Source organism: Pseudomonas sp. FBCC-B1667 (assembly GCF_059133255.1).
On sequence record NZ_CP101437.1, the window covers coordinates 6,399,347 to 6,424,645 of the forward strand.

Genomic DNA, 25,299 nt, shown 5'->3' on the forward strand with positions numbered 1-25,299 from the left:
CCCATCTTCATGGCAGATAGGTAATGACTTTACCGCATCTGTAGAGCCTCTAAAATGCCGACCTCAGAAAGCAACACTTCACACGAGGATGCACCCATGACCGCTTACTACTACCTGGCCATCGCCATCTGCGCCGAAGTGATCGCGACTGTATCGATGAAAGCCGTCAAAGGTTTCAGCACGCCGCTGCCGTTGACGCTGGTGATTGTCGGCTACGGTATCGCCTTCTGGATGCTGACCCTCGTGGTGCGCAGCGTTCCGGTGGGAGTCGCCTACGCGGTGTGGGCCGGCATGGGCATTGTGATGGTCAGCGTCGCGGCGCTGTTTATCTATGGGCAGAAACTGGATGTGCCAGCAATGCTGGGGATGGCGCTTATCGTTCTGGGCGTCGTTGTCATCCAGCTGTTCTCGAAAACCGCCGGGCACTAAACCCTGAAACAGAATGCAGGAGTGAGCCTGCTCGCTCCTACAGGTTTTTGCATCCCTCCAGTTGATCACCGACAAATTCCCTTTTCGTCGAGTCTGTATACTGCGCCCTCGTCTTGAACACTGAGGTCGCCGCATGCCATCCGTTATTTCCACCGACGTTCTGATTGTCGGCGCTGGTGTCGCCGGCCTCTGGCTGAATGCCCGTCTGCGCCGACAGGGTTTTTCGACCGTGCTGGTGGAAAGCGCCAGCCTCGGCGGCGGGCAGAGTATGAAGTCCCAGGGCATCATTCACGGCGGCGCCAAGTACGCGTTGCACGGTGCCCTGACCGGGGCGTCGGAAGCGATTGCCGACATGCCGCGCCGCTGGCGTGAAGCGCTGGCGGGCGATGGCGAACTGGACCTGTCCGGCGTGCGCCTGTTGTCCGAAGCCCACTATCTCTGGTCCCCCGGCACACTTGCCGGCAACCTCACCAGTTTCTTCGCCAGCAAGGCTGTGCGCGGTCGTGTTGATCAGGTCAAGGGCGAGCAACTGCCGCCGGCCCTGCAAGACAAACGCTTCAAGGGCAAGGTCTATCGCCTGGCGGAATTGGTGGTGGATGTACCAAGCCTGATCCAGTGTCTGGCCGATCTGGCCGGTGATGGCCTGCTCGCCGGGCAGAAGATCGAGCCGCTGCTGGAAGGTGGAATTCTTGTCGGCCTGAAGGTCGACGATCGAGAGATTCGTGCCCAACGCATCGTCCTGAGCGCCGGCGCCGGCACCGCGTCATTGCTCGAAGCGCTGGGCCTGAGCCAACCCGCCATGCAGCGCCGGCCGTTGCACATGATCATCGCCAAAGGCCCGGGCCTCAAACCGCTGTACGCCCATTGCCTGGGCGGCGGCACCAAACCACGCCTGACCGTGACCACTCACCCGGCGGCCGACGGTCAGTGGGTCTGGTACATGGGTGGCGACATTGCCGAGGCCGAAGGCGTAGCCCGCGAACCTGCCGAGCAAATCGCCACGGCGCAGCAAGAGCTCGGCCAGTTGCTGCCATGGATCGACCTGAGTACCGCGCAATGGGCGACCTTGCGTGTGGAACGCGCAGAGCCGCTGCAATCGGGACTTACCCGTCCTGACAACGCCTTCCTCGCCGAACAAGGTCGCCTGATGGTGGGCTGGCCGACCAAACTGGCGCTGGCGCCAGACTTCGCCGACCGGGTCATCGCCAGCCTGACGCGTGACGGCATTCAGCCAAGCCATCCAGCGCCACTGCCGGAATTGCCGAAACCGCCCATGGCCGTGCCGGCCTGGGAGCAACTGCTGCCATGAGCCAACCCACCCTGCACGATCTGCACCGCCCACTGGGCAGCACCGGCCTGCTGGTTTCGCCGCTGGGCCTGGGCACGGTCAAGCTCGGCCGTGACCAGGGCGTGAAGTATCCCAACGGCTTCCAGATTCCCGACGACGACGATGCACGCCGGTTGCTCAAACTTTCCCGCGACATGGGCATCAACCTGATCGACACCGCCCCGGCCTATGGCTGCAGCGAAGAACGCCTCGGACCGTTGTTGCGTGGCCAGCGCCAGGACTGGGTGATCGTCAGCAAGGTCGGTGAAGAGTTTGCAAACGGCCAGTCGAGCCATGACTTCAGTGCCGCCCACACGCGACTTTCCGTGGAGCGCAGCCTGCAACGTCTGGAAACTGACTTTATCGACTTGGTGTTGGTGCACTCCGACGGCAACGACCTGGCGATTCTCACTGACTGCGAGGTCTATACAACCCTCGCCGCGCTCAAGGCCGAAGGCAAGATTCGCGGCTTCGGTTTTTCCGGTAAAACCGTCGAAGGTGGTTTGAAGGCTCTGGAGCAGGGTGATTGCGCGATGGTCACCTACAATCTGAACGAGCAGAACGAGAAGCCTGTCATTGACTATGCTGCTGCTCACGGCAAAGCCATTCTGGTCAAAAAAGCCCTCGCCAGCGGTCATGTGTGCCTGAGTCCAGGCGTGGACCCGGTGCGCGCCAGCTTCGAGTTGTTGTTTGAACATCCGGGTGTGGCCAGTGCTATTGTCGGGACCATCAATCCGCTGCACCTCGCCCACAACGTTGCGACCGTTGCCCAGGTCCTCCGTAGAAACTGATGCCGCCCACGCGGCCTTAAGCAGGAGCCGACATGCCGCGTACGCTCATTAGAAAGAACCCGAGCAACTTCAAGACCCTGCCGTTGTACGTCGAAGCGACCCCCGAAGGCTTGAGCTATCAGAGCGTCGGGATGCCGCTCAATTTCTCCCAGACCCTGCAGCGTCGCCGCCCCGTGACGGTGGCCAGCACCGAGCGGTTTGCGCTGGAACTGGCCAACCTCGGGGTCTCGGTGCGCCTGACCCTGCATTGGCAGAATCGCGATTACTGGGTGTTGGTGCGTCAGCGTCGGCAAGACCGTGGCGACGTGGTGCTCAAGCTGATCTCCGGGTACGTGCCGGCCCATGAGCTGAACCTGCCATTGCACACGGCGATCCAGGAAATTGCCGAAGAGTGCCTGCTGGAAACCCCGGAAGGCTGGCTCGGCGGACGTTTTAATGACACTTGGCTGCCAGCGCCCTATGCCAGCGCCCTGCACTACCGCGAGGCGCTACCGTTTCGCCTGACGCCGTTGTCCGGTTCGGCGCGGCCGGTGCGGTGCGCCAACCTGCAGCTGATCGAACGTCCGCGGGCTTACGTGCATTTGCCCACCGCGTCGTTGCAATTGATCTATGACTTACGCCTCGACGTGCCCAAGGAAGCCAAATCCCTGAGCCTGTTTCATGTCGATGAGCGGCTTGAAGGTGATCAACTGGTGGCCCGCCTCGACCGCAAGCGCCCCGACTTGTACCTGATGCCCTTGCAGGACGGCCAGCCGATGGCCGAGTTGTATACCTTGAAGAAGGATCAACTCTACCCGGCGAGCACTCGCGGGTTGTTTCTGGCGGAGAGCTTTGCCCGACAGGAAGGCTGGGTGGTGCGTGATGAGCGGATTCGCTGGAAGGATTGGGTGCGCCAGCAGGGGCTGAGCCCGCCGGGGAAGGATTCGGGTCTGGCGCGGTTACGCGGAAAGGCGAAGCAATTGCTGAAAAAAATCGTGCCGCATAAAAAAGTCAGCTCTTGATCGTTCCCACCAGAGCGTGGGAACGATCAGCGTCTCACTCGGATTGACGGATTTTTTCGACAATCGCCGTGGTCGAGCTGTTCGCTACCAGCCCCAGCACTTTCACCGCCCCGCCATACGCCGTCACGATGTCTGCGCCGACCACTTGATCGATCCCGTAATCACCACCTTTGACCAACACGTCCGGCTTGACCTCGCGCAGCAGGTTTTCCGGGGTGCCTTCAGGGAAGCTGATCACCCAATCCACCGCCCCCAAACCCGCCAGTACTGCCATGCGGCGGTCGACGCTGTTGATCGGACGACCCGGCCCTTTCAGGCGGCTGACCGAAGCATCGTCATTGACCGCAACGATCAAACGATCGCCCTGGGCCCGTGCCTGCTCGAGGTAGGTCACGTGGCCGGCATGCAGAATGTCGAAGCAGCCATTGGTGAACACGATTTTCTCTTTGTGCGCTCGCGCATCGGCGACGGCCAGCAAGAGCTGCTCAAGGCCCAACACACCGCGCTCGGAACCTTCTTCGCGCTGGATGGCGCGACGCAGTTCCGGGGCGCTGATGGCTGCCGTACCGAGTTTTCCGACCACGATGCCCGCCGCCAGGTTGGCCAGGGCCACCGCATGGGGCAATTCTTCGCCAGCGGCAATCGCCGCTGCCAGGGTAGAAATCACGGTATCGCCGGCACCGGTCACGTCGAACACTTCGCGGGCACGGGCCGGCAGGTGCAGCGCCGGATGATCCGGACGCAGCAAGGTCATGCCGTGTTCGCCGCGGGTCACCAACAGAGCGCCGAGGTCGAGGTCGTGCATCAGCTGCGCGCCTTTGCTCACTAACTCGTGCTCATCGGCGCAACCACCGACGATGGTTTCGAACTCGCTGAGGTTCGGGGTGATCAGGCTGGCACCGCGGTAGATCGAGAAATCCTTGCCTTTGGGATCCGCCAGCACCGGAATGCCGCGGGCACGGGCGGCCTGGATCAACACCTGATGGTTTTTCAGCGCGCCTTTGCCGTAGTCGGACAGCACCAGCACCTTGATGCCTTCGAGCAACTCATCGACTTGCTCGCCAAGCGCCAACGCGTTGGTGGCGAAGGGTTCTTCAAAGTCGATACGCAGCAATTGCTGGTGACGACTCATGACCCGCAGCTTGACGATGGTCGGCTGGTGCGCAATGCGCTGGAATATCGCCCGGACGCCTGCGCCCTGGAGGCTATTGGCCAGGCTATCCGCCGCTTCGTCGTCGCCGGTCACGCCGACCAGCGAAGCCGGAGCACCGAGCGCGGCAATGTTCAACGCAACGTTGGCGGCACCGCCCGGGCGGTCCTCGATTTGCTCGACCTTGACCACTGGCACCGGCGCCTCAGGGGAAATCCGTGAGGTACCACCATGCCAGTAACGGTCGAGCATGACATCGCCGACCACCAAGACAGGGGCTTGATCGAATCGCGGCATGGACAACTTCATGGAGCAACCCACATACAAAATGAACAGGGGCGCGATATTACCACAGGGTTGGCGCTGGCTTGCGTGACGGCTGCAACGGGATGATTTTGCAGGCAAATCTGTTCAGTTATTGAGCAGATATGTTTATAAAAGACGGGTTTGATCAAGAAGGGTAAAGGTCTGGATAAAAATCGCCGGGCGCATGACGCGCCCGGCGAGCAGGGGTCAGGCGATGTCTTCAGCCGGGGCGTCGAGGCCCATGGCATTCAGGCGGGCGTAGTAACCGTTGTGCGCCAGCAGTTCGGCATGGGTGCCGCGCTCGACGATACGACCTTGATCCATGACCAGGATCAGGTCAGCCTTTTCAATAGTCGACAGTCGGTGAGCGATCACCAGCGTGGTCCGGCCTTTCATCACTTGATCCAGCGCTGCCTGGATGTGGCGCTCGGATTCGGTGTCGAGCGCCGAGGTGGCCTCGTCGAGAATCAGCAACGGCGCATTCTTCAACAAGGCTCGCGCAATCGCCAGGCGCTGACGTTGACCGCCGGACAGCAGCACGCCGTTTTCGCCGACCTGAGTGTCCAGACCTTCGGGCAACTGCGCGATGAAATCCATGGCGTAGGCATCTCGCGCCGCTTTCTCGATGTCTTCACGCGGTGCGCCGGCCAGATCGCCATAGGCAATGTTGTTGGCCACGGTGTCGCTGAACAGCGTCACGTGTTGGGTCACCTGGGCGATGTGCTTGCGCAGGTTCAGCAGCTTGTACCGCTCCACTTCAACACCGTCGATCAGGATCTCGCCCGTGTCGTGGTGATAAAAGCGTGGAATCAGGTTGGCCAAGGTCGACTTGCCACTGCCTGAGCGTCCGACCAGTGCCACCATTTGCCCCGGCTCGACCGAGAACGTGATGTCATTGAGCACCTGGCGATCGGTGTCAGGGTAGGTGAAGCTCAGGTTGCGTACGTCCAGACGCCCGGTGACGGCATCGCGCTCGACGGTGCCGGTATCGACTTCAGGCGCAACATCCAGTTGTTCGAAAATACTTTCCGCACCGGCCACGCCTTTCTGGATGGTCGAGCTGACTTCGGACAGCTGACGGATTGGCTTGGGCAACAGGCCGGCCAGGGTGATGTAGGCAACCATGTCACCGGCCGAGGCATCGCCGCGCAGGTACAGCACCAGGAACATCAGCACTGCCATGGCGGTGTAGATCACCAGTTGCAGCAGCGGCGTGTAGATGGCACCGGTGCGGGTCATGCGCAGTTGCTTGTCGGTGTTGCCCTGACTGGCCTCGAAGAAGCGTTTTTCTTCGTAGACTTCGCCACCGAAGCTGCGCACCACGCGATACCCCTGAATGGTTTCCGACGCGACGTGCGTCACGTCACCCATGGCCAACTGGATTTTCTTGCTCTGCTTGCGGAATTTCTTGCTCGCGGTACGCACCATGACGGCGATCAACGGCAGGATGGCGACCATGACCAGTGTCAGACGCCAGTTCATGAACAGCAGCGAGGCAAACAGGAAAATTACCGTCATGCCTTCACGGATTACGACCTTGATCGCATCTGTGGCCGCCCCGGTGACCATCGTCACGTTGAAGGTGATACGCGAAATCAGATGACCCGAGTTATGCTTGTCGAAATACCGGTTGGGCAGCACCAACAGGTTATTGAACAGCTGTACTCGCAGATCATGGACTAGACCCAGGGAAACCTTGGCTAGAAAGTAGTTGCCCAGATAAGATCCCAGCCCTTGCCAAGCGGCGATCAGGATGATCAGCAGCGGCACAGCCTGCAACAGTTGCAGGTCGCGCAGGTAAGGCACCGTCGGAAAGAGCACTGCCTCAGGATTGGACAGGCCATCGACAAAGTACTTGAGAATGTAGCCGAGCATCGGCTGGGTCGAAGCGAAAATCAGAAAGCCGACGATGCTGATCAGAAACAGACTGATGTATGGCCGGACATAGCCAAGCAGGCGGAAGTAGATTTTCAAGCTCGATGGGCTTGCGGAGAGACTGGAGTCGGTCATATCACGCGTTTGTCGATAAAAAGGACGCTGACTTTAGCACAGCTTCTTCTGGGTTCTGGCAATCGCATAAAGGCTGTTATTGTTAGGCCTCGAATTAAGCATCAAATAGCCATCACCCCGAAATGGCCGATCAACTTCAGGATTGAATCTCTCAGCATGCAACTCAGCGGTTTCAATAGTGCGTCAAATCGAGTTTTCGATTTCATTTGCCTCTGGATTCTTCCACTCGGCTATCTCTTGCTCCTGTGTGCCCTGTTCTTCCTGCCGGGCCGAAGTTTGCACCACAAGCTTTTTTATGGGCTGTTCAGCATTCCAGCGTTGATCGCGCTGTTTCTGCGTCCCCGTGAACTCAAGGAGCTGGTCCGCGAACCGATCTTCGTCGCCGTGCTGGTGTTCGCGGCCTGGGCGCTGTTGAGCCTGTGCTGGGGGCCGGGCAAGGAAAGCTTCGTCGGCCAGTTCAAACCACCGCTGCATACCCTGCTGCTGTTCGCTGGCTGCTACCTGCTGGTGCGCTATCGCACTGAAATCATTCAGCCGTTGCTGTTCGCCGCGGCATTGGTCGGACTGATAGGCAGCGCCCACGACCTGTTCATGTTCGCTCGCGTGTACGAGCCCGGCTTGCGCTTGATCGGCGGCGGTGCGTTCGACAACCCGCTGCTGAGCTCTCATATGTATGGTTTCTATGCTGCCTACTGGCTGAGCATGAGCATGATCTGCAAACAACGCCGGATGCTCTGGGTGAGCATCCCGGCGATGGCAATCATGTTCGCTGCTGTGATCGCCACCGGCTCCAGGACACCGCTGGTCGCGCTGACGATGGCAGCGCTCTGGCTGGGCTTCATTTGCTGGAACCGTCGCTCCGTCGTATTACTGGGTGCGCTGTTTGCCAGTGGTGCCACGGTTTACGCGCTGTTTTCGCAGATGATCATTCAACGCGGCGACTCTTACCGCTTTGAAATCTGGCAGCTGGCCTTGCAGAAAATTGCCGATCACCCCTGGATCGGTCATGGCTATAACGCCAATCTGGCCATCGATCCCGGTGTAGGCGTCAGCTTTCAGGAACCCCACAGCTTCGTCCTGGGCGTGCTCTATTACGTGGGCATTTTTGGTTTGCTGCCGTGGTTGTTTTTCCAGTTCTGGAGCTTGTACAGCAGTTGGCGCAATCGTCTGCAACCGCTGTTCATCATCGCTTCGACCTGGCTGATATTCGGTATCGGCGCGGGCCTGACCGAGGGCGGTGGCATTATCTCCCGGCCCAAGGAACACTGGTTCCTGCTGTGGATCCCGCTGGCATTGATCGTCGCGCTCAGCGTCAACCAACGCGCCAGACGCCTGCTGGCGATGCCTATCAAGGCACTGACGCCGGCCGCCCAGCAACAACTGGCCGCCAATGCGCAGGTGATCGAAGAAGATGGCCTGGGCCCAAAAGTCTTGCGCCTGGCCGATGGTAGCTTCCTCAAGCTGTTTCGCGGCCGCCGCTGGTACACCTCAGGCAGTTTCAACCCGTACTCCGAACGCTTTGCCGTCAATAGCGAGCAACTGCGCAACTTGGGGATTCCTGCCCCGCCTATTCTTGACCTGTATCGCCTGGCAGATGGCAGCAGCGCCGTGCACTATTCGCCGTTGCCCGGCAATACGCTGCGCCAGGTCCTGCAAGGCATTACCGCACCGGCGGTGCGCCAGGCGCTGGTGGAGCGTTTCGGCAAGTTCATGGCTCAACTGCATGAACGAGGCGTCTATTTCCGTTCGCTGCACCTGGGGAACGTACTGGTGCTTGAAGATGGCGAGTTTGGCTTGATCGATGTCGCCGACCTGCGCATTTACCCTTCTTCCTTGAGCCTGGCCCTGCGTCAGCGCAATCTGCGCCACATGCAACGTTACACCGTGGACCGGCGCTGGCTGTTTGAAGAGCACTTTGAAGCGCTGCTTCAGGGTTACGCGATGACGGCACCGAAGTCCGCAGTCGACAATCTGCACAGGCAAGTGCTGGCCGGGAGTTCCCCGGTCCGGGCTCATTCATGACTGAAACCAACCCGCTCATAGCGCTGGCCGCTTATCTGCTGGCCATTGCGACCTCGGCCCTGCTATTGCGCGCAGTACCGAAAATCGCCCGACACATCGAACATTCCGGTGAAAGCCGTTATGCCAGCATTGATGGGCTACGTGGCTATCTGGCATTCGGCGTGTTCGTGCACCACTCGATCATTACCTTGATCTTCCTGCGCACGGGCGTGATTGATTTCCCCCCCAGCAATTTCTACTCGCAGCTCGGACAAGGCAGTGTTGCGCTGTTCTTCATGATCACCGGTTTTCTGTTCTGGAGCCGATTGCTCACTCAGGGGCGTCAACACGACTGGCTGGCATTTGCCATATCACGGGTGTTTCGCCTGTACCCGTTGTACCTGCCGCTGATGCTGATCGTGTTTGTCACGGTGTTCTACCTGCAGAACTGGGAATTCAAGGATTCCGGCATCCATTTCATTGGCCAGATACTGGCCTGGCTGACCTTCGACCGACCCGACGTCAATCAGTACTACCAAACCGGCATGCTGATCTCCAACGTCACCTGGACCCTGGGCTACGAGGTGTTTTTCTATCTGGCATTGCCCCTTGCCGCCATGGTGTTTATCTACCGGGGCAGTTGGATGCAGGTCATGTTGTGCCTGATAGGCATTGTCGCCCTGTATAAATTGGTCGGCCTGGAACACTCGCTGAAAAAGCACTTTCTGGCGAGTTTTCTCGGCGGTATCGGCGCTGCGTACTGGGTTCGCAGGCCGCAATTGGTGGCTTGGGGTCAGACGCGAATGGCGGGGATTGTCGCGCTGCTGGCATTGGCGATTGCCTTCACGGCATTCAACCGTGCCTTTAGCCTGCGGCCAATGCTGCTCATGTCGTTGTTTTTCGTGATCGTGGCGTCCGGCAACACCCTGTTTGGCGTCCTTAAACCTCGCAGCATCCGTTGGCTCGGCGAAATCAGCTACAGCACCTACCTGCTGCACGGCTTTGTGCTGTGGGTGTTAGTCCAGCGATTGCCGCTGATGCTTCATCTGGAGGTTCGCGACATCTGGACCTTCCTGCCGCTGCTGGCCGTGTGCAGCTGCCTGCTGATCATCATCAGCAGCCTGACGTTCCTGTACATCGAGAAGCCGGGCATCACGGCCGGCAGAAAGGTGTTGCAGTGGCTGCGGCAACGCAAAAAGGTCGATAAGGCTCTGACTGAGAAAATCGCTCGCTAAGTAGCCGCTGGCGCAGGCTTCGCCAGTGGCTGCACAAAGCGCATCAGTGTCAGTTTTTTTCCAGCGGCGAGAAGTACAGACGCCCCAAACCACGCCAGGTCTTTTTGTTCCAGGCCTTGAACGGGATCTGCGCCAGCAGTTCGCGGGCCAGCTTGCGATCGCGGTTGGCAGTCTTGAGGAACATCGAATTGAGGGACTTGTAGCGAACCTCGTCGTACAGCGGATGATCGCTGAACAGCGCGTAGGTGCGCAGGATGTTGTCGATCATGAACCGGTGGTTCTTGTAGGAGTTGGTGGCGTGTTTGCGATAGCGCGCCATCAGCACATTCAGGCCGTCGATAAAGTAACCGGCATGGGTCACCTTCAACTCGATCGCCAAATCTTCCAGGCGAATGTCCGGATCGAACCCGCCCACCTTGTCCAGTGCTTCCCGGCGGATCATCAGGGTCGGGGCCGGTGGATAGGGTTTACGCTCCAGAAACATGTCATCGAAATCCAGGCGACGGAACGGCACGTCCCGGCGCTGCCGCTTCTCCGGGTACAGATTGCCGTCGGCGTCGATCAGCTCGATGTTGCCGGCGCAGATACCGACCTCGGGCTTGCCATCCATGTACTCAACCTGAGTAGCGATGCGTTCCGGCAACATGATGTCGTCGGAACCGAACGGCACGATCAAACTGCCACTTGAGCGCGCAATGGCGCCGTTCAGCGTGTTGGTCAGGCCCTGATTCTGCTGAACCCGAAAGTCGAATCCATACTGTGCCTGCAGCACGTTGATGCGTTCGACGCTGTCGTCTTTGGAGCCGTCATCAACCACCAGCAGTTCGATGTTTTTGTAAGTCTGGTTGAGGACGCTGAGAATGCTTTCCTCAATATAGGGAGCGTGGTTGTACGACGCGATGATGACCGTGACGAGAGGTTGCGCGGCGCTCATGGTTGTTCCTTGCGGGCCTGTTTCAAGCCGGAGTCGATCAGGTTCAGGTACTCCTGACGGAACACCTCGATGTCATGTTGTTCCTGCAGATAACGGTAGGCCTGCTCGCCCTTGGCCTTGAGCTGGTCATCCGACAGCGCGAGGTAGTTATCCAACGCTGCGACCAGGCTCGGCACATCCTTGGGCGTAATCGCCAACCCGCCTGCCCCTTCAATCAGTGGCAACATGGCCGGCACGTTGGAGGCGATAACCGGCAGATGCCCGCTCATGCCTTCGAGCAGCGCCAACCCGAGGCCTTCTGCCAGGGACGGCATGGTCCAGATGTCAAACGCGCGAATGTACTGCAAGGCGATTTCCTTGAAGCCCAGCAAGTGCGCGCGCCCGGTCAGGCCCAGGCGTTCGATCTCGGCGTTCAGGCGTGATTCCTCACGTCCGGCACCAATGATCGCCAATTGAGTGTTCGGGTACTTGTCTTTGAGTGCGGCAAACGCCTGCAACAGATAGGTGTGGCCCTTGACCGGCACCAGACGCCCCAGCGCGCCGATCAATCGCACCGACGGATCGATGCCGAGCATTTCTCGGGCGCGCTCGCGGCTGTGCTGCAAACCTTCGGCCTGCTCGATGTCGATGGCATTGGTGATCGCGTAGGTATTCTGATCGGTGAAGCCGCAATCGCAGTCCAGCAGGTACTGTTTGACCGCCGGCGATACACCGACAAAACGCCAGTGATGATCAATCAGGCGCTGAGTCTGGCGGCGTCGGTAAAACCGGTCGTACTCGCCAAAACCGTGGGAAATGCCGATGCACAGCGGCACTTTCAACCACCGGTTCAGCGTCAGCATCATGTTCACGGGCTTGAAGCGGTTGCAGATCACCACGTCGAATTTTTCCGCGCGGCAAAACTTGTACAACGTCCACATCGCCCGCAGGCGCATGCCTTTGAGGGACTTGTCGGAAAACTCGAAATACACCGAACGGTCGGCTCGGCTTATCGCCTCGCCAGGCCCCGGCTTGCCGCGCAGGAACGCCGCTGTCACTTCATAGCGCTCGCTCGGCAAGGCCTTGACGATCTGCTCTGCGAGGTCGGCAAAATCATGGGCTTTGACGTTATAGTCAGGCTGCAACTGCAGAACCTTTAGCCGCTGGCTCATAACTCTCCCCGCTGAGAAGCGCTTATTGGTGTGTGCTTGAGTATCCACAAGAGCTCGTGACGTCGAACCGCCTTGCGAAAGAATTCGTTCTGGCCGTAAGCCGGCGGCTTGCGCCTGGCCAACAGTCGCTGGATCAACCGGCGCAGACGACGCTTGAACGGCATCGGCGGCTGCAAGTCATGCATCATGCCCAGGGCCATGGCTTTATCGCGCTGAAGCTCCAGCGGCAACGGCAGGCAGCAAGGCTGCATCGGCGTGGCCGGGTCGAAGGCGGGCGGCAACGCGATGCCATGACCGGCGTCACCCATAGGCCAGCGGTCGTTGTCGTGCAGATGATTGGCATAACCGAGCAATGTGGTCGGCTGCCACTCCAGGCCTTTCAAGGCTTCGAGGACTGCTTGTTGGGCACAGATATGATCGGGGTGCGGATCGAGTGTCGGGTGCGGCAGCACGATCACTTCGGGCCGTGCGCGCAACAGCAATTCACGCAGATCGGCCAACAGATTGTTCCAGGTCGGTGCGCCGTCGGCATCGCCCGGCAGGGCAAATGGGTTCAACTGGCGGAACAGCCGTGTGTCGCTCAGGTCCGCTTCCCGCGAAGCGACCGGTTGCGTCGGTGCGGCCTGCATCGCCGCCAGTTGCAGACAGAAATAACCCAGCTGCACGCAATGCGCTTCAGGTACGCCCGCCCAACGAGGTACGGCAATGCTATCCCAGGCCCGCAAGCGACCCTTGAGGCGCGCCGCCTCGACCTTGTCCAGGCCGAACTGTTGATAGTGTTCGGCTTCGATTTCACCCGCCGTCAGCGTGACAATCCAGGCTTCATCGGCCTGACTGTACAGACCATAGGCGGCCAGCTCGGCATCGTCGGCGTGGGGCGCGATCACCATCACCCGCTGACGGCGGAAATCCGGTTGTTCCAGCGCCCACAATACCGGCTCGCCGAGCAATCGGCAGAAGCGCCCTCGCAGACGCAATTCACCGCGCGACAGCACTGGCGCCTGACCGCTGAGGTTCAGGTAACGCAGGCCGTTGACGCCACGCTCGAAGGTTTGACGGTCCGGGTTGTCGCCACCCAACAGCTCCACCATCGGGTCGATAAAGCGACCCAGCCAGCTGCTTTTGACCCGCAGCGCCAACACCAGTGTGGCGTCGTCGACCAACATCACGCCTTCATCCAGACGCAAACGCTCGCCGTCCAGATGCACTTTGGGTTGTGGAGTGTAGGGCGGGAAGCTGTACTGGTAATCGTCTTGGGGGGAATAAAACAGGTGGTCCGCAAACCAGGCCTCATGGGCAATCCAGCCCAACACGGCAAGTACCAATGGCAGCCACCAGGCCACCAGCACGCCAAGGGCAATCAACAGCACCAGGGCGATCAACAGGCTTATGCGTTTGTTGCGCCGATGGCGCTTGAGCAGTTGCTGTTTGCGGCTCATGGGTTCACTCACACGGTAAAAACCGGCACAGGATTGCACCAGCGGTCTTTGTATTCCCGGTCGGCGCGGCCGAAGGAAAACCGCAAAGGCTTGTCGAGGGCGCGAGCGTGTTCCCAGGCACTTTGCGTGTTGAGGAAACTCAGCACACTGCCGGGGCTGAACTCGCGGGTTTCAGGGTCGACGCCACCGTTGATGTACTCGACGCTGATCCATTCCGGCGCTTCGACGCGGTACACCAGTTGAATCGCAATCGGTGCATCGTTGAGGAAAATCACCGAGCCGATCAGCAAGTCGCGCAGCAGCTCGATCACCTCGCCCATGCGCTCGGCCCCCGTGGCCGGGAAGCCCCAGCGGCGCTGGAACAGGTCGCAATAAATCGCGGCCAGTTCGGCACTGGAAAACTCGGCGACCGCTCGCACAACGCCACCGGCTTCTTCCAGCAGGCGCAATTCACGGCGCTGGTTGTAGCGGAATTTTTTCGACAGTTCTTCGGGCGTGCGTGCCATGGCCAGTTGTTCGGCCTGAAGCTTGATATCGCTGAAACGGCCTTCGCTCAGGGCTGACAGATAACGCCCGCGATGGCGCAGCGGTGCTTGTGCATCGGCAGCCGCCGGCAGGATCACCTCGGCATTGCCGAGGTCGAACAACCCTTTTTTGCCACGGCGCTTGAGCACGTCTTTGGACAGCGCCAAGTCGCGTCCCCAGGTCGGGATGGCGGCTTTCACTTCACCGTTGTGCTCCCAGGCCAAATAGCGCACCGGGATGTCGGCCAACTGCGCCAGGCGTTCGACCACCATGGGATGCGTCGCGACGCTACCGCCAAAACGTTGCCAGGCCTGTGCATAAGTCGAGGCGTCGACCACCGTCCAGCCCCGTTCGCGCCAGCCTTGAAATCGGTTGAGCATCAGCCCCTCGGTGCCAGTTCTGTGACGTGTGGCAAATGCCAGAAGGCCTCGCGCACGGCGCGGTCGGAGAAGCGCTCACGCAAGCGGTCGAGCATCATCTCGGCACACTGGTGACGTTGCTGCGCGTCCATCGCGGCCAGATGGTGCAGCCCTTGAGCCAGACGTTCGGCATCGCCCAACGGGAAGAGGATGCCGACCCCTTCAACGACTTCCCGCGCGCCACCGCACGCGGTCGCGAGCAACGGCACGCCAGCGGCCATGGCTTCGAGCAGCACCATGCCGAACGGCTCGTGATCGGAGCTCAGGGCAAACACATCGAAGGCACGGAAGTAGCGACGAGCATCCGGCACTTGACCGAGGAACAGCACGCGATCGCCGATACCCAGTTCCCGGGCCAGTTCCTTGAGGTCCTGTTCCAGTCGACCGCTACCGAGAATCACCAGTTGGCTATTGGCCGGCAACTGCGGCAATGCCAAGGCAAAACCGTGCAGCAGCGTGGATTGATCCTTGTCCGGGTGCAGTCGCCCGACGTTGCCGACAATCCAGGCGTCCGCTGACAGGCCGAGGGTTTCCCGAGCCTCGCGAACCGACACCTGGCTGGTCTGCAACGCCGGCACATCGATCCGGTTATAGAGCGTCTGTATCCGCCCGGCCGGCCATTTCGGCAGGCAACTGCGCATGTCGTCACGCACCGCATCAGAGACCCCAAGCAGGCTCAGCCGCTTGCGGAAAATATGGGCGAACAGTTTGCGAGAGCCACGCTTGTAATCGTCAAACCCGTGATGCACACCGATGACCGGCAGCGAAGTGCCGAGCAGTGCGATGTAGATCGGCTTGAATCGGTGGGCAATGCAGAAACTGAAATTGCGCGATGCGGCGATCTTGCGCAGATCGCCGATGGCGCCCAGCTTCAGGCCACGAATGGCCTTGGAGCTGTATTCCATGAACAGCACTTCATCGGAAGCGCAGCCCGCAGCGACTTCACTGTCGGCGGCCCCGGTCAGAAAGACCGTGGTCACTCGATAGCCGGTCCCCGCGAACAGGCTGGCGTACTGCCGGGCGCAGTCCAGAAACGGGCCGTCATAGCCGTGACAGAACTGCAACACATGGCGTTCAGCCGAGCGAGTCATATGCGTCAGCGCCCTCTTTAACCACCAGGATGTCTTCCATGATCAGATACTGTAGGTCAGAGCCGAAGAACATGTTCAGGGCATCGGTCGGCGAGCAGATCATCGGCTCGCCACGACGGTTGAGCGAGGTGTTCAGCGACACGCCGTTGCCGGTCAGCACTTCCAGCGCTTTCATCATGTCGTAATAGCGCGGATTGTACTCGCGCTTGAGCACCTGGGCCCGGGACGTACCGTCTTCGTGGACGACTTCCGGCACGCGGGTCTTCCACTCTTCAGCCACTTCAAAGGTGAAGGTCATGAACGGCGCTGGATGATCGATCTTGATCATCTGCGGGGCCACGGTGTCGAGCATCGACGGGCAGAAAGGCCTCCAGCGCTCGCGGAACTTGATCTGGTGGTTGATACGGTCAGCGACGCCAACGGCACTCGGGCAACCGATGATCGAACGACCACCCAAGGCACGCGGACCAAACTCCATGCGCCCCTGGAACCAGGCCACCGGGTTGCCGTCGACCATGATTTTGGCGATGTTTTCCGGCATGTTGGCGAGCTTGCGCCAGACCGGCTTGCTCGGGTGACGGGCACAGGCAGCGAGGACGTCTTCGTTGGTGTACGACGGGCCGAGGTAGACGTGTTCCATCTTCTCGACCGGCACGCCACGGGCGTTAGACACATAAGCCGCCGCACCGACCGCCGTACCGGCATCGCCGGAGGCAGGTTGCACAAACAGCTCCTTGACGTCGTCGCGGGCAATGATTTTCTGATTGAGCTTGACGTTCAACGCACAGCCACCGGCGTAGGCCAGCTTGCCGGTTTCCTTGAGCACGTCGCCCAGATAGTGGTCGATCATCTGCAGCGCGATTTTTTCGAACAGCGCTTGAATGCTCGCGGCGTAGTGGATGTAAGGCTCGTCGGCGATGTCGCCTTCGCGCTTCGGACCCAGCCACTCGATCAGCTTCGGCGAGAAGTAGTAGCCTTTGCCCTTCTCTTTGTAGCGACGCAGGCCGATGACGTTGGCGTAGTCGGTGTTGATCACCAGTTCGCCGTTTTCGAACGAAGCCAGGCGCGAGAAATCGTATTTGCTGGCGTCGCCGTACGGCGCCATGCCCATGACCTTGAATTCGCCGTCGAGCATATCGAAACCGAGGAACTCGGTGATCGCGCCATACAGGCCGCCGAGGGAGTCCGGATCGAAGAATTCCTTGATCTTGTGGATCTTGCCGTTCTCGCCGTAACCGAAGAAGGTCGTGGCGTACTCACCCTTGCCGTCGATCCCCAGGATCGCGGTTTTCTCTTTGAAACCGGAGCAGTGGTAAGCACTGGAGGCGTGGGCCAGGTGGTGTTCGACCGGCTCGATCTTGATTTTCTTCGGATCGAAGCCCAGTTGCTCGAGGCACCAGACAATCTTGTTGCGATAGCGCTTGTAGCGACGGTTGCCCATCAGGATCGCGTCAAGCGCGCGGTCCGGGGCGTACCAATAACGCTTGGCGTACTGCCAGCGAGCCTTACCAAAAATACTGATCGGTGCGAATGGAATCGCCACCACATCAACGTCGGACGGCTTGATGCCTGCCTGTTCCAGGCAGAACTTCGCCGATTCGTAGGGCATGCGGTTCTTTGCATGTTTATCGCGCACAAAACGCTCTTCTTCAGCCGCCGCGACCAGCTTGCCGTCGATGTACAAAGCTGCGGAAGGATCATGGCTAAGGGCGCCGGACAGGCCAAGAATCGTCAATGCCACAGGGGTCTAGCCTCTTTAGTCTGCATGCAGGCGACAAGCGCCTCAAAAATTAATGTGCCCTCGCAAGCGGCGAGAGACAGCTAAAGGGCGGGATTATAGCGTAAACAGGGCGGGAATGACCCAGCGCTTATTGTCCTGCCTGGGAGGACAGCACGGCGCCCTGCTTATCCACGGCCCGGGCGCCAGTAAATGCGGAGATTGCCGTCTGTAGCCTGGCGGTAGATCGTAAGCGGCAAGGACACGGTATCGAAGACACCCGACAGGCCCAGGTCCAGCAGCACGAACGGCACGAGAAAGCCGGTAGGATCGGGCGGGGCGTTCAATATGCAAAAGTCATAGGCCAGGCCGCTATAAATGCGAGGAATGGACTGACAGTAGGTTTTTTGCTTTCTGAGACTGCGGGCTGCGTCTTCATCGTCTTGCAGCACCGTCATAGCGGTCCCGCAGCCGGTCAGCGCGAGCGAAAAAGCACCCAACATAACAGCCATTTTTATGGTCAAGATTTGCCCTCCGTGAACGTCAGGCAAACTAGCATTGAGGCTGTTCAGGGCACAGTTCATGGGGTCTGTAGATCATGTAGGACGATTCATCAGATCTTGTCCCCTGGATCTCCGCGGCTGGTCTCCCCCATCGCGAGCAGGCTCACCCCTGCACTAAATCTACGCCGTGCACGAAACCACTGTAGGAGCGAGCCTGCTCGCGATAGCGTCGAAGACCCTTTTCAGGCCGCGCTGGAGATGTCTTTGGGAAGACGCTGATCAATGACCTGATACAGCGCACTGCTCTCAGGCCAATTGCGCATAAACCGCGCCCGATCCCGAGCATACGCCGGGGCAAAGCTGCCCACCGAGCCATGCTGACACATAGAATCCAGGTCAATCAGCGCCCAGCGATCTTCCTGCCAGAACAGGTTGTGGCCCTTGAAGTCGCCATGGCTGATGCGCGCGCCGATCAGCTCGGCGAACAGATGATCCAGCGCCAGCAATTCTGATTCCGGTGCATTGCCGCTTTCAACGTAGGGGGCGAAACGCTCTATGATGTCCGGCCCCGGCAAATACTCGGTCACCAGATAGGCCCGACGGCGCAGCCAGAAAAACCGCGTTTCCAGCAATGCCAGCGGCTTGGGCGTGGCGATTCCGAGGAACGCCAGTCGATTGCCTTCGCGCCACGAGTGCCAGGCACGGCTCGGGCGCCAGAAGCGTTTGAGCCAATGAGCAAAGCCTTTGATGTTGTAGCGCTTGATCACAAGCGTCCGACCATCGATCTCGAATTTTCCTACAGTCGCCGCGCCGCCGGTCTTGTACAAATGGCCCTGATCGAGCAACGCATCGGCCTGCCCCAGCACCGGCAGCATCGCGGCCTCTTCCTCGCGACGAATCGCCCGCAGACGGAACGCCCCGCGCTGGACGCTGAACAGCGTGCATTCGCGGCCGACCTTGATCAGAAAGTCCTTCAAGCGCCAGGCGCGAACCTTATCGATCTGCTTCTGCAAGGCTTCCATGGGCAAGGCGTGCTCGCCGTTGCTCAGCAGGTAATACACCAGCAGTTCTTCGATAAACGGCTCCAGCGACTTGGGCAACTGCGCAAAAAATACGCCGAGGTTTTCCAGGACTTTATTGCGTGACAGCGGTTGGCCCGGCGTTTCAGCACAGACACCGCCGCCGTCGATCAGGTACAAACGGCCGCGCTGACGCAGCAGGTTGTCCAGATGCAGGTCTTCCTGCCAGAGTCCCTTGCGATGCATTTGGCCGATTGCGCCCAGCGCCTCGGCGATCACGGCCCCTTGCATATCCGCCAACACGGGCAAGTGCTCGACCTTTTTCCAAGTCTCTCCCAGGCTCTCGGCGCCTTCGAGGAAATCGAACAACAGCCAGCCGCCTTCGCCATCCTTTAGCCCATCTGCCAGCAGTTGCGGCGTAGTCAGACCCTGATCGGAGAGTAAACGCACGCCGTCCAGTTCACGCTGAAAGTGCCGCGCCGCCTTGCTGCCAACCAATAATTTGGCCAGCACCGGACGGCCACGCCAGACACCGGCGCCGACATAACGCTGCCCCGGTAAAACCCGCAGCAGACTCAACAACTGCAAATCGGCGGGACCTGCGGCATCGGCCAGGGAAATGCTCATCGGCAGGCTCGGGCTGCGGCCGCCGTTTTTCAGTTCGGACAAGCGCATCAGCGCGTCTCCTTGCGACTGCGACGCGCAGTCAGGCGCGACACCCAACTGTCCACCAGTGAACTGTCCGAGGGTTGATCGACATAGACCGCCAGCAATTCGCGCAACTGCGCGTCGGTCCACTCCGGCGCACGACGCAGCAACGGTTCCAGATCCTTGACTCGGTCACGCTGACCGAACAGCAGCGGCCGGGTTTTTTCCAGGTCGATCAACTGAGCCAGATAACCGTCGCCTGTGGCCTGCAGAAAAATATGTTTGGGGTAGAAACAGCCATGCACCTGACGTACCCCGTGCAGTCGCCGCGCCAGTTCGCCACAGGCTTTGAGAATCGCCGAGTGCTGTGCCTCGCTCAGGTCCGACCAGCGCTGCAACAGCGAATCCAAGTCATCCCAACCGTCCAGCGCGCGAGTCAACAGTACCGCCCGGACTTCGCCGTTGATTTTTCGCTCACCAAAAAAAGTCGCCTTCAGCGCCGGAATGCCGAGCTTTTCATAGCGGCTGATGTTGCGAAATTCACGGGCAAAACTCGGCTCGCCGAAGGGCGCGTGGAAGGTACGCGTCAGGTAGTTGCTCTGGCGCTTGAGGTAGAAGCCACGTCCTTCCAGATCCAGCCGAAACACACTGCTCCAGCCATCGCCAACGGTGTTGGGCTCATCCACAGCCTCGAGCTGTTTGGCCCAGAGCGCATCGAACGTGCCGAGGCCATGGCGCTCAAGCAGCGCACGGTCTTCAGCGGCCAGAAAATCAGTCATTCGCGTCCCTCGAAAAATCTCATCACGTGCCGAATGCGTTTCTTGTCGGCGGCATTCAACCGGTCACGCTGGCGGTATTGCAAATAAAAGCGCAGGCGCTGGGTCGCCGACAGGTGGTATTTGGCCACCTTGTCGAGGCAGGCCAGGTCTTTGGTGATGCGGTACTTAAGCCAGAAGCCGTGCCAGAAATCGCCATTGGGGCAATCGATCAGGAACAGTCGGGCTTGATCATCGACCAGCAAGTTGCGCCACTTCAAATCGTTATGGGTAAAGCGATTGTCGTGCATGGTCCGGGTGTAACCGGCCAACTGCCGACTGAGCGAATCGACCCAGGCGCGGTCCGCCAACTTCGGATCGCGCCGATCAGCGAGGGCCGACAAGTCTTCAGTGTTGGGCAACTCGCGGGTGATCATCGCCCCGCGATCGTACGCCGCGCCACGTCGTTCCAGGCCCCAGGCCACCACTTCGGCGGTAGGAATGCCCCACTTGGCGAAGCGCTTGAGGTTCTGCCATTCGGCCTTCACCCGGGGTTTGCCCAGGTAACGACGCAAGCCTTTGCCGGCCCCAACGTAGCGCTTGACGTAATAATTGACGCCGTTGCGATTAACGCGGATGACCTCGGACAACAGGTCGCGGGTCAGCCGTTCACCTTGCAGCGCGAACACTGCTTCAAGGCTGCCAAAATCTTCTGCCAAATCGCTGTAAGCTGGCTCCAGTCTCCAACCCGCCATCAGAGCGCATCCCCATATCGCTGTTTACGGTCATAGAGTTTATTGGCCTTGCCTTCAAGCCAGGCGAGCAATGACGCTTCCTCGGCCAGGATCTGGCGCAGTGGCTTCTGGAAGTAGCCCTTGAGGAAACGCAATTTGTCGCGCCGGGTCAGGCCAATGTCCAGGGCCGAAAAGTACAGCGCCGCCAGATCTTTGTTGCGCCAGCGCTGGGTGATTGCCGGGCGGGTCTGGGCACGGTGCAGGTCGATCACCGAGAGTTTGAAATCATCCGCCGCCACCGGTTTGTCGGTGTGCAGCAGGAAGTGGCAGATGTAGCAGTCGCGATGGTTGACCCCGGCTCGGTGCATCATGCCGGTCATGCGCGCGACTTCGGCGATCAACGCACGCTTGAGCGTGGGCGCAGGCGGGTTCTTGACCCAGTCGATGCTGAAGTCTTCGAGGCTGACGGTCGGCGCCAGTTCTTCGGTGACGATGAACGAGTGTTGATCCGCCGGATTGCTGCCTTTCTCACCGTAAGCCACGGCGGTCATGGTCGGCACGCCGACTTCTTGGAGGCGCTGAATGGCCTTCCATTCCTGACCCGCGCCGAGGACCGGCAGCTTGGCCGTCAGCAGGTTCTTGAAGATCTCGCCCCAGCCAATGCCCCGGTGGATCTTCACGAAAAAACCATTGCCGTTCACTTCAGTGCGCAAAGTCCGGCGCGCTTCCAGCTCACGGTAAACCTCGCCCTCGAGGCCCTCGACTTCGGTGAACGCATCGCGTCCGGCCCAAAGGCTCTTGAACGGTTCAGCCAGCATCAACTTCATTAAGCGTGCTCCGCCAGAATCACATCGGCCGCGTGTTGCGGCATGCTGTAGAGATCGGCCGTCTCGGCGAAGGCCAGACCGTTGCGGCTCCAGGCCGCTCGTGCTTGAGCGTCGTTCAACATGCCGGTCAGGTACTGGGTCAATTGTGCCTGATCGAAGGGTTCGTCCAGCACCAGGCCGGCGTCGGCTTCGGCGATGTAATGGGCGTAGCCACAGACCGCACTCACCAACACCGGCAACCCGGCCACCAGCGCTTCGAGCAACACGGTCCCGGTGTTTTCGTTGTACGCCGGGTGGATCAACAGGTCGGCACCGAGCAGGAAACGCGGGATATCGCTACGCCCCTTCAGGAACGTCACGTTGTCACCGAGCCCCAATGCCGTGCTCTGCATCTGGAATAATTTGGGGTCATCCTGGCCAATTACAAACAGCCGGGTGCGTTTCTTCAGATCAGCGGGCAACGCGGCCAATGCCTTGAGGCTGCGATCCACGCCCTTGGTCTTGAACCCGGAGCCGATTTGCACCAGCAACAGTTCATCGTCTTTCAGGTTGAACTCGGCACGGAAACCGGCTCGGATTTCGGCAGCATTGGCCGGTGCGCGACGGTCCTGGGAAATACCCGGCGGCAGCAGGTGAAAACGCTCCAGCGGCGTGTCGTAATGCTTGATGAACAGCGGCTGCTGCACTTCGGAAATCATCAGCACTTCAGTCTTGGCGTCCTTGGCGAACACCGCGCGCTCGTACTCGGCAAAATGCCGGTAACGGCCCCAACGCCGGTACAACGAGTGCCGCAGGTTCTGCGCCTTGTCTTCGAAGCAGCCGTCGGCAGCGTAGTAAACGTCCAGGCCCGGCATTTTGTTGAAACCGATCAAACGGTCCACGGGGCGCTTGGCCAGATCCGCTTCCATCCACTCGGTGAGCTTTTCGTTACGGCGATGATTGAAGAACGCCTTGACCGGCGCCACCAGCACTTCAAAACCTGGCGGAACGTCGCCCTCCCAGATCAGCGTGTAGACACGAATCTGATGCCCGCGCTGCTGACATTCGAGGGCGATGCGCATGAAGTCACGCTGCAGCCCCCCGAACGGAAAGTACTTGTACAAGACGAATGCCAATTGCATCAGCGCAGCTCCTCAGCCAGTAACAACGTGCTCAGTCGGGTCGCGACACGCTCGGGATTCAGACGCGTGAAGCACAGCGGCCACTCGCGTTTCAGATTGAACTGACGGGCATCCTGTTCCGTCGGTTGATACGTGCATTTCTTTTGCAGGCACGGTGCACAGGGGAAGTCACTGGCGATGTGAATCTGCGCTTTACCGTAGGCGCCGGTCAGGCCCGGGTTGGTCGGGCCAAACAGCGACAGCGTGGGAACATCGAGGGCGGCGGCCAAGTGACCAAGGCCAGTGTCCACGGCGACACAGGCCTGCGCGCCGGCCAACACTTTGCCGACACCGGCCAGGTTCAGCTTGGGCAGCACTTCGACATGACGGAACCCGGTGGCGATGCGCTCGGCCCGGGCTTTCTCGATCGGGTTGCCCCACGGCAGCTTCACGCCGACGCCCAGATAACCGACGCGTTCGGCCAGTTCACGCCAGTAGGCTTCCGGCCAGTGTTTGGTGTCCCATGTGGTGCCATGCAGGAACAGCACGTACGGATTCTTGCGCGGCAGTTCGACCAGGCGCTCGACGTTCAGGCCGTAATCCCCCAGGCCTTTAGGCAAGTCGTAGCCCAACGCCAAGGCGAACAATTGGCGCACCCGCTCCACCGCGTGCTGTCCACGGCCCACTGCCAGACGGCGGGAGTAGAAACGCGCAGCCACCGGCTCGCGCGCCGAATCCTTGTCCAGCCCGGCGACCGGCGCCTTGACGTAGCGTGTCAGCCAGGCGCTTTTCAGCAAGCCCTGGGCGTCAATCACCAGATCATATTTTTCGGCTCGAACACTTTGTTTGAAGCGCTTCCACTCGCCGCTCTTGATGGTTTGCCAGAGGCTCTTGCGCCAGCGACGGATCGCCACCGGGATCACCTTGCCGACGGCGGGATGCCAGGTCGGGATCTCGGCGAAGCCTTCTTCCACCACCCAGTCGAACTTGATGCCGGGAATCGCCCGCGCCGCGTCGGTCAGCGCCGGTAACGCGTGAATCACGTCGCCCAGCGAAGAAGTCTTGATCAGCAAAACGCGCAAACTATTTGACCTCGACCACAGTGCCCTGCAATCGCTGCAAAGCTTCGTTCACTGCCGGCGGCATGAGCTGGCGCAGGCAGTTGTAATGACCGAAACGGCACGTGCGATCAAAGCACGGGCTGCATTCGATACCCAGGCGCACCACTTCGACGTGCTCGGCCAACGGCGGGGTAAAGCCTGGCGATGTCGAGCCATAAACCGCCACCAGCGGGCGGTTCAACGCCGCGGCGACGTGCATCAGGCCGGAGTCGTTGGACACCACTGCGTCAGCGCAGGACATCAGGTCAATGGCTTGGGCCAATGAGGTACCGCCGCTGAGGTTGACCGCCTCTTCACGCAGGCCGGGAATCAGCCGCGCGCGGATGTCTTCACCCACCGCGTGATCATTTTTCGAACCGAACAGCCAGACTTGCCAGCCTTCGCGAATCTTCGCTTCGGCGACCTTGGCGTAATGCTCGGACGGCCAGCGCTTGGCCTCGCCGAACTCGGCGCCGGGGCACAAGACCAGCACCGGGCGGTCGAGGGTCAGATCGAACTTGGCCAGCGTCGCTTCGCGGGTGACCGGGTCAATCTGCAAGCTCGGGCGTGGATAAGGGGTCGGCAGTTCGGCGCCGGGCTCATAAGCCAGGGCCATGAAGCGCTCGATCATCAGCGGATAACGTTCTTTATCCAGCGTGCGCATATCGTTGAGCAGGCCATAGCGGAACTCGCCACGCCAGCCGGTGCGCTTCGGGATGCCGGCGAAGAACGGCACCAGCGCCGATTTCAACGAATTGGGCAGCAAGATCGCCTGGTCGTACTGGCCGGCCAGGGATTTGCCGATGCGCCGACGAGTCGCCAGTTCCAAGGCACCGTGGCCGAGCGGAAAGCTCAAGGCCTGCCGGACTTCGGGCATGCGCTCCAGGATCGGCCGGCTCCACTCGGGGGCCAGGACGTCGATTTCGCATTGCGGGTGGCGTTGCTTGAGGCACTGAAACAGTGTCTGCGCCATCACCATGTCACCGACCCAGCTGGGCCCAACGATCAGAATTTTCATGTGGTTTCCAAAAACGAACCGGGGAGGCCTACGCCTCCCCGCCTCGATAATTCTACAAAACACTGCAGA

The 25,299-nt window shown here is 60.1% G+C and carries 22 protein-coding genes; 6 read left to right on the forward strand and 16 right to left on the reverse strand.

The window, feature by feature from the left end:
* The first annotated feature begins 96 nt into the window (after positions 1-96).
* From NL116_RS29585 to NL116_RS29600, 4 genes are all read left to right on the forward strand, one after another.
* The gene (locus NL116_RS29585; RefSeq protein WP_092274228.1) at positions 97-429 is read left to right on the forward strand and encodes a DMT family transporter; all 333 of its coding nucleotides are present in this window, start codon (positions 97-99) and stop codon (positions 427-429) included.
* 133 nt (positions 430-562) lie between these two features.
* On the forward strand, positions 563-1,738 hold the full coding sequence (locus NL116_RS29590; protein ID WP_494375141.1) for an NAD(P)/FAD-dependent oxidoreductase: 1,176 nt from the start codon (positions 563-565) through the stop codon (positions 1,736-1,738).
* Positions 1,735-2,547: an aldo/keto reductase gene (locus NL116_RS29595; protein ID WP_494375142.1), complete on the forward strand. Its 813-nt coding sequence runs from the start codon at positions 1,735-1,737 to the stop codon at positions 2,545-2,547. Before NL116_RS29590 ends, NL116_RS29595 begins: the two co-directional genes overlap by 4 nt.
* A 32-nt stretch (positions 2,548-2,579) precedes the next feature.
* Positions 2,580-3,548 (forward strand): metal ABC transporter ATPase, encoded by a 969-nt coding sequence (locus tag NL116_RS29600; RefSeq protein ID WP_494375143.1) that lies wholly within the window; start codon positions 2,580-2,582, stop codon positions 3,546-3,548.
* A 34-nt stretch (positions 3,549-3,582) separates the two neighbouring features.
* Here the strand turns inward: NL116_RS29600 and hldE are convergent, their stop codons facing one another.
* The gene (hldE, locus tag NL116_RS29605) at positions 3,583-5,007 is read right to left on the reverse strand and encodes a bifunctional D-glycero-beta-D-manno-heptose-7-phosphate kinase/D-glycero-beta-D-manno-heptose 1-phosphate adenylyltransferase HldE (RefSeq protein ID WP_494375144.1); all 1,425 of its coding nucleotides are present in this window, start codon (positions 5,005-5,007) and stop codon (positions 3,583-3,585) included.
* Positions 5,008-5,211: 204 nt separating this feature from the next.
* The gene (msbA, locus tag NL116_RS29610; RefSeq protein ID WP_494375145.1) at positions 5,212-7,014 is read right to left on the reverse strand and encodes a lipid A export permease/ATP-binding protein MsbA; all 1,803 of its coding nucleotides are present in this window, start codon (positions 7,012-7,014) and stop codon (positions 5,212-5,214) included.
* 156 nt (positions 7,015-7,170) lie between these two features.
* Between msbA and NL116_RS29615 the strand changes: the two genes are divergently transcribed.
* Together NL116_RS29615 and NL116_RS29620 are read left to right on the forward strand one after the other, a co-directional pair.
* The gene (locus NL116_RS29615) at positions 7,171-9,036 is read left to right on the forward strand and encodes an O-antigen ligase family protein (RefSeq protein WP_494375146.1); all 1,866 of its coding nucleotides are present in this window, start codon (positions 7,171-7,173) and stop codon (positions 9,034-9,036) included.
* Complete coding sequence (locus NL116_RS29620; RefSeq protein WP_494375147.1) at positions 9,033-10,250, forward strand: acyltransferase family protein; 1,218 nt, start codon at positions 9,033-9,035, stop codon at positions 10,248-10,250. Before NL116_RS29615 ends, NL116_RS29620 begins: the two co-directional genes overlap by 4 nt.
* 49 nt (positions 10,251-10,299) lie before the next feature.
* Here NL116_RS29620 and NL116_RS29625 read toward each other — a convergent pair whose 3' ends face one another.
* The 14 genes from NL116_RS29625 to waaF all read right to left on the reverse strand — a co-directional run bounded on the left by NL116_RS29625 (position 10,300) and on the right by waaF (position 25,230).
* A complete protein-coding gene (locus NL116_RS29625) occupies positions 10,300-11,184 on the reverse strand; it encodes a glycosyltransferase (RefSeq protein WP_494375148.1) in 885 nt (294 codons plus the stop codon).
* Positions 11,181-12,335, reverse strand: a complete 1,155-nt coding sequence (locus NL116_RS29630; RefSeq protein WP_494375149.1) for a glycosyltransferase family 4 protein — start codon at positions 12,333-12,335, stop codon at positions 11,181-11,183. The genes NL116_RS29625 and NL116_RS29630 overlap by 4 nt, the downstream gene beginning before the upstream one ends.
* Positions 12,332-13,774, reverse strand: a complete 1,443-nt coding sequence (locus NL116_RS29635) for a PIG-L deacetylase family protein (RefSeq protein ID WP_494375150.1) — start codon at positions 13,772-13,774, stop codon at positions 12,332-12,334. Before NL116_RS29635 ends, NL116_RS29630 begins: the two co-directional genes overlap by 4 nt.
* Positions 13,775-13,782: 8 nt before the next feature.
* Positions 13,783-14,679, reverse strand: a complete 897-nt coding sequence (locus tag NL116_RS29640) for an antimicrobial resistance protein Mig-14 (RefSeq protein ID WP_494375151.1) — start codon at positions 14,677-14,679, stop codon at positions 13,783-13,785.
* Positions 14,679-15,809 carry a glycosyltransferase gene (locus NL116_RS29645; RefSeq protein ID WP_494375152.1) on the reverse strand — a complete coding sequence of 377 codons (1,131 nt, stop codon included), beginning with the start codon at positions 15,807-15,809 and terminating at the stop codon, positions 14,679-14,681. Before NL116_RS29645 ends, NL116_RS29640 begins: the two co-directional genes overlap by 1 nt.
* Entirely contained in the window at positions 15,793-17,550 is a 1,758-nt protein-coding gene (locus NL116_RS29650; RefSeq protein ID WP_494375153.1) for a carbamoyltransferase family protein, read from the reverse strand. The genes NL116_RS29645 and NL116_RS29650 overlap by 17 nt, the downstream gene beginning before the upstream one ends.
* A gap of 164 nt (positions 17,551-17,714) precedes the next feature.
* Positions 17,715-18,050, reverse strand: a complete 336-nt coding sequence (locus NL116_RS29655) for a YceK/YidQ family lipoprotein (RefSeq protein ID WP_494375154.1) — start codon at positions 18,048-18,050, stop codon at positions 17,715-17,717.
* Positions 18,051-18,271: 221 nt separating this feature from the next.
* Complete coding sequence (locus NL116_RS29660; protein WP_494375155.1) at positions 18,272-19,723, reverse strand: lipopolysaccharide kinase InaA family protein; 1,452 nt, start codon at positions 19,721-19,723, stop codon at positions 18,272-18,274.
* Positions 19,723-20,475, reverse strand: a complete 753-nt coding sequence (locus NL116_RS29665) for a lipopolysaccharide kinase InaA family protein (RefSeq protein ID WP_494375156.1) — start codon at positions 20,473-20,475, stop codon at positions 19,723-19,725. The genes NL116_RS29660 and NL116_RS29665 overlap by 1 nt, the downstream gene beginning before the upstream one ends.
* Complete coding sequence (locus tag NL116_RS29670) at positions 20,472-21,206, reverse strand: lipopolysaccharide kinase InaA family protein (protein ID WP_494375157.1); 735 nt, start codon at positions 21,204-21,206, stop codon at positions 20,472-20,474. The genes NL116_RS29665 and NL116_RS29670 overlap by 4 nt, the downstream gene beginning before the upstream one ends.
* Positions 21,206-22,012 (reverse strand): lipopolysaccharide core heptose(I) kinase RfaP, encoded by an 807-nt coding sequence (gene rfaP, locus NL116_RS29675; protein WP_494375158.1) that lies wholly within the window; start codon positions 22,010-22,012, stop codon positions 21,206-21,208. The genes NL116_RS29670 and rfaP overlap by 1 nt, the downstream gene beginning before the upstream one ends.
* Positions 22,012-23,133 carry a glycosyltransferase family 4 protein gene (locus NL116_RS29680; protein WP_494375159.1) on the reverse strand — a complete coding sequence of 374 codons (1,122 nt, stop codon included), beginning with the start codon at positions 23,131-23,133 and terminating at the stop codon, positions 22,012-22,014. The genes rfaP and NL116_RS29680 overlap by 1 nt, the downstream gene beginning before the upstream one ends.
* Positions 23,133-24,194 (reverse strand): lipopolysaccharide heptosyltransferase I, encoded by a 1,062-nt coding sequence (gene waaC, locus NL116_RS29685; protein ID WP_494375160.1) that lies wholly within the window; start codon positions 24,192-24,194, stop codon positions 23,133-23,135. Before waaC ends, NL116_RS29680 begins: the two co-directional genes overlap by 1 nt.
* 1 nt (position 24,195) lies before the next feature.
* Positions 24,196-25,230 (reverse strand): lipopolysaccharide heptosyltransferase II, encoded by a 1,035-nt coding sequence (waaF, locus tag NL116_RS29690; protein WP_494375161.1) that lies wholly within the window; start codon positions 25,228-25,230, stop codon positions 24,196-24,198.
* Between the last annotated feature and the right edge of the window lie 69 nt (positions 25,231-25,299).

Excerpts from the sequence above, each read along its gene's own strand:
- rfaP (WP_494375158.1), bottom strand. The coding sequence starts at position 22,012 with ATGAAGTTGATGCTGGCTGAACCGTTCAAGAGCCTTTGGGCCGGACGC.
- NL116_RS29635 (WP_494375150.1), bottom strand. The coding sequence starts at position 13,774 with ATGAGCCGCAAACAGCAACTGCTCAAGCGCCATCGGCGCAACAAACGC.
- NL116_RS29585 (WP_092274228.1), top strand. The coding sequence starts at position 97 with ATGACCGCTTACTACTACCTGGCCATCGCCATCTGCGCCGAAGTGATC.
- NL116_RS29645 (WP_494375152.1), bottom strand. The coding sequence starts at position 15,809 with ATGACTCGCTCGGCTGAACGCCATGTGTTGCAGTTCTGTCACGGCTAT.
- NL116_RS29640 (WP_494375151.1), bottom strand. The coding sequence starts at position 14,679 with ATGCTCAACCGATTTCAAGGCTGGCGCGAACGGGGCTGGACGGTGGTC.
- NL116_RS29665 (WP_494375156.1), bottom strand. The coding sequence starts at position 20,475 with ATGACTGATTTTCTGGCCGCTGAAGACCGTGCGCTGCTTGAGCGCCAT.
- NL116_RS29595 (WP_494375142.1), top strand. The coding sequence starts at position 1,735 with ATGAGCCAACCCACCCTGCACGATCTGCACCGCCCACTGGGCAGCACC.
- NL116_RS29660 (WP_494375155.1), bottom strand. The coding sequence starts at position 19,723 with ATGCGCTTGTCCGAACTGAAAAACGGCGGCCGCAGCCCGAGCCTGCCG.
- NL116_RS29625 (WP_494375148.1), bottom strand. The coding sequence starts at position 11,184 with ATGAGCGCCGCGCAACCTCTCGTCACGGTCATCATCGCGTCGTACAAC.
- NL116_RS29670 (WP_494375157.1), bottom strand. The coding sequence starts at position 21,206 with ATGGCGGGTTGGAGACTGGAGCCAGCTTACAGCGATTTGGCAGAAGAT.
- waaF (WP_494375161.1), bottom strand. The coding sequence starts at position 25,230 with ATGAAAATTCTGATCGTTGGGCCCAGCTGGGTCGGTGACATGGTGATG.
- NL116_RS29590 (WP_494375141.1), top strand. The coding sequence starts at position 563 with ATGCCATCCGTTATTTCCACCGACGTTCTGATTGTCGGCGCTGGTGTC.
- NL116_RS29615 (WP_494375146.1), top strand. The coding sequence starts at position 7,171 with ATGCAACTCAGCGGTTTCAATAGTGCGTCAAATCGAGTTTTCGATTTC.
- NL116_RS29620 (WP_494375147.1), top strand. The coding sequence starts at position 9,033 with ATGACTGAAACCAACCCGCTCATAGCGCTGGCCGCTTATCTGCTGGCC.
- NL116_RS29630 (WP_494375149.1), bottom strand. The coding sequence starts at position 12,335 with ATGAGCCAGCGGCTAAAGGTTCTGCAGTTGCAGCCTGACTATAACGTC.
- NL116_RS29600 (WP_494375143.1), top strand. The coding sequence starts at position 2,580 with ATGCCGCGTACGCTCATTAGAAAGAACCCGAGCAACTTCAAGACCCTG.
- msbA (WP_494375145.1), bottom strand. The coding sequence starts at position 7,014 with ATGACCGACTCCAGTCTCTCCGCAAGCCCATCGAGCTTGAAAATCTAC.
- NL116_RS29680 (WP_494375159.1), bottom strand. The coding sequence starts at position 23,133 with ATGCAATTGGCATTCGTCTTGTACAAGTACTTTCCGTTCGGGGGGCTG.
- hldE (WP_494375144.1), bottom strand. The coding sequence starts at position 5,007 with ATGAAGTTGTCCATGCCGCGATTCGATCAAGCCCCTGTCTTGGTGGTC.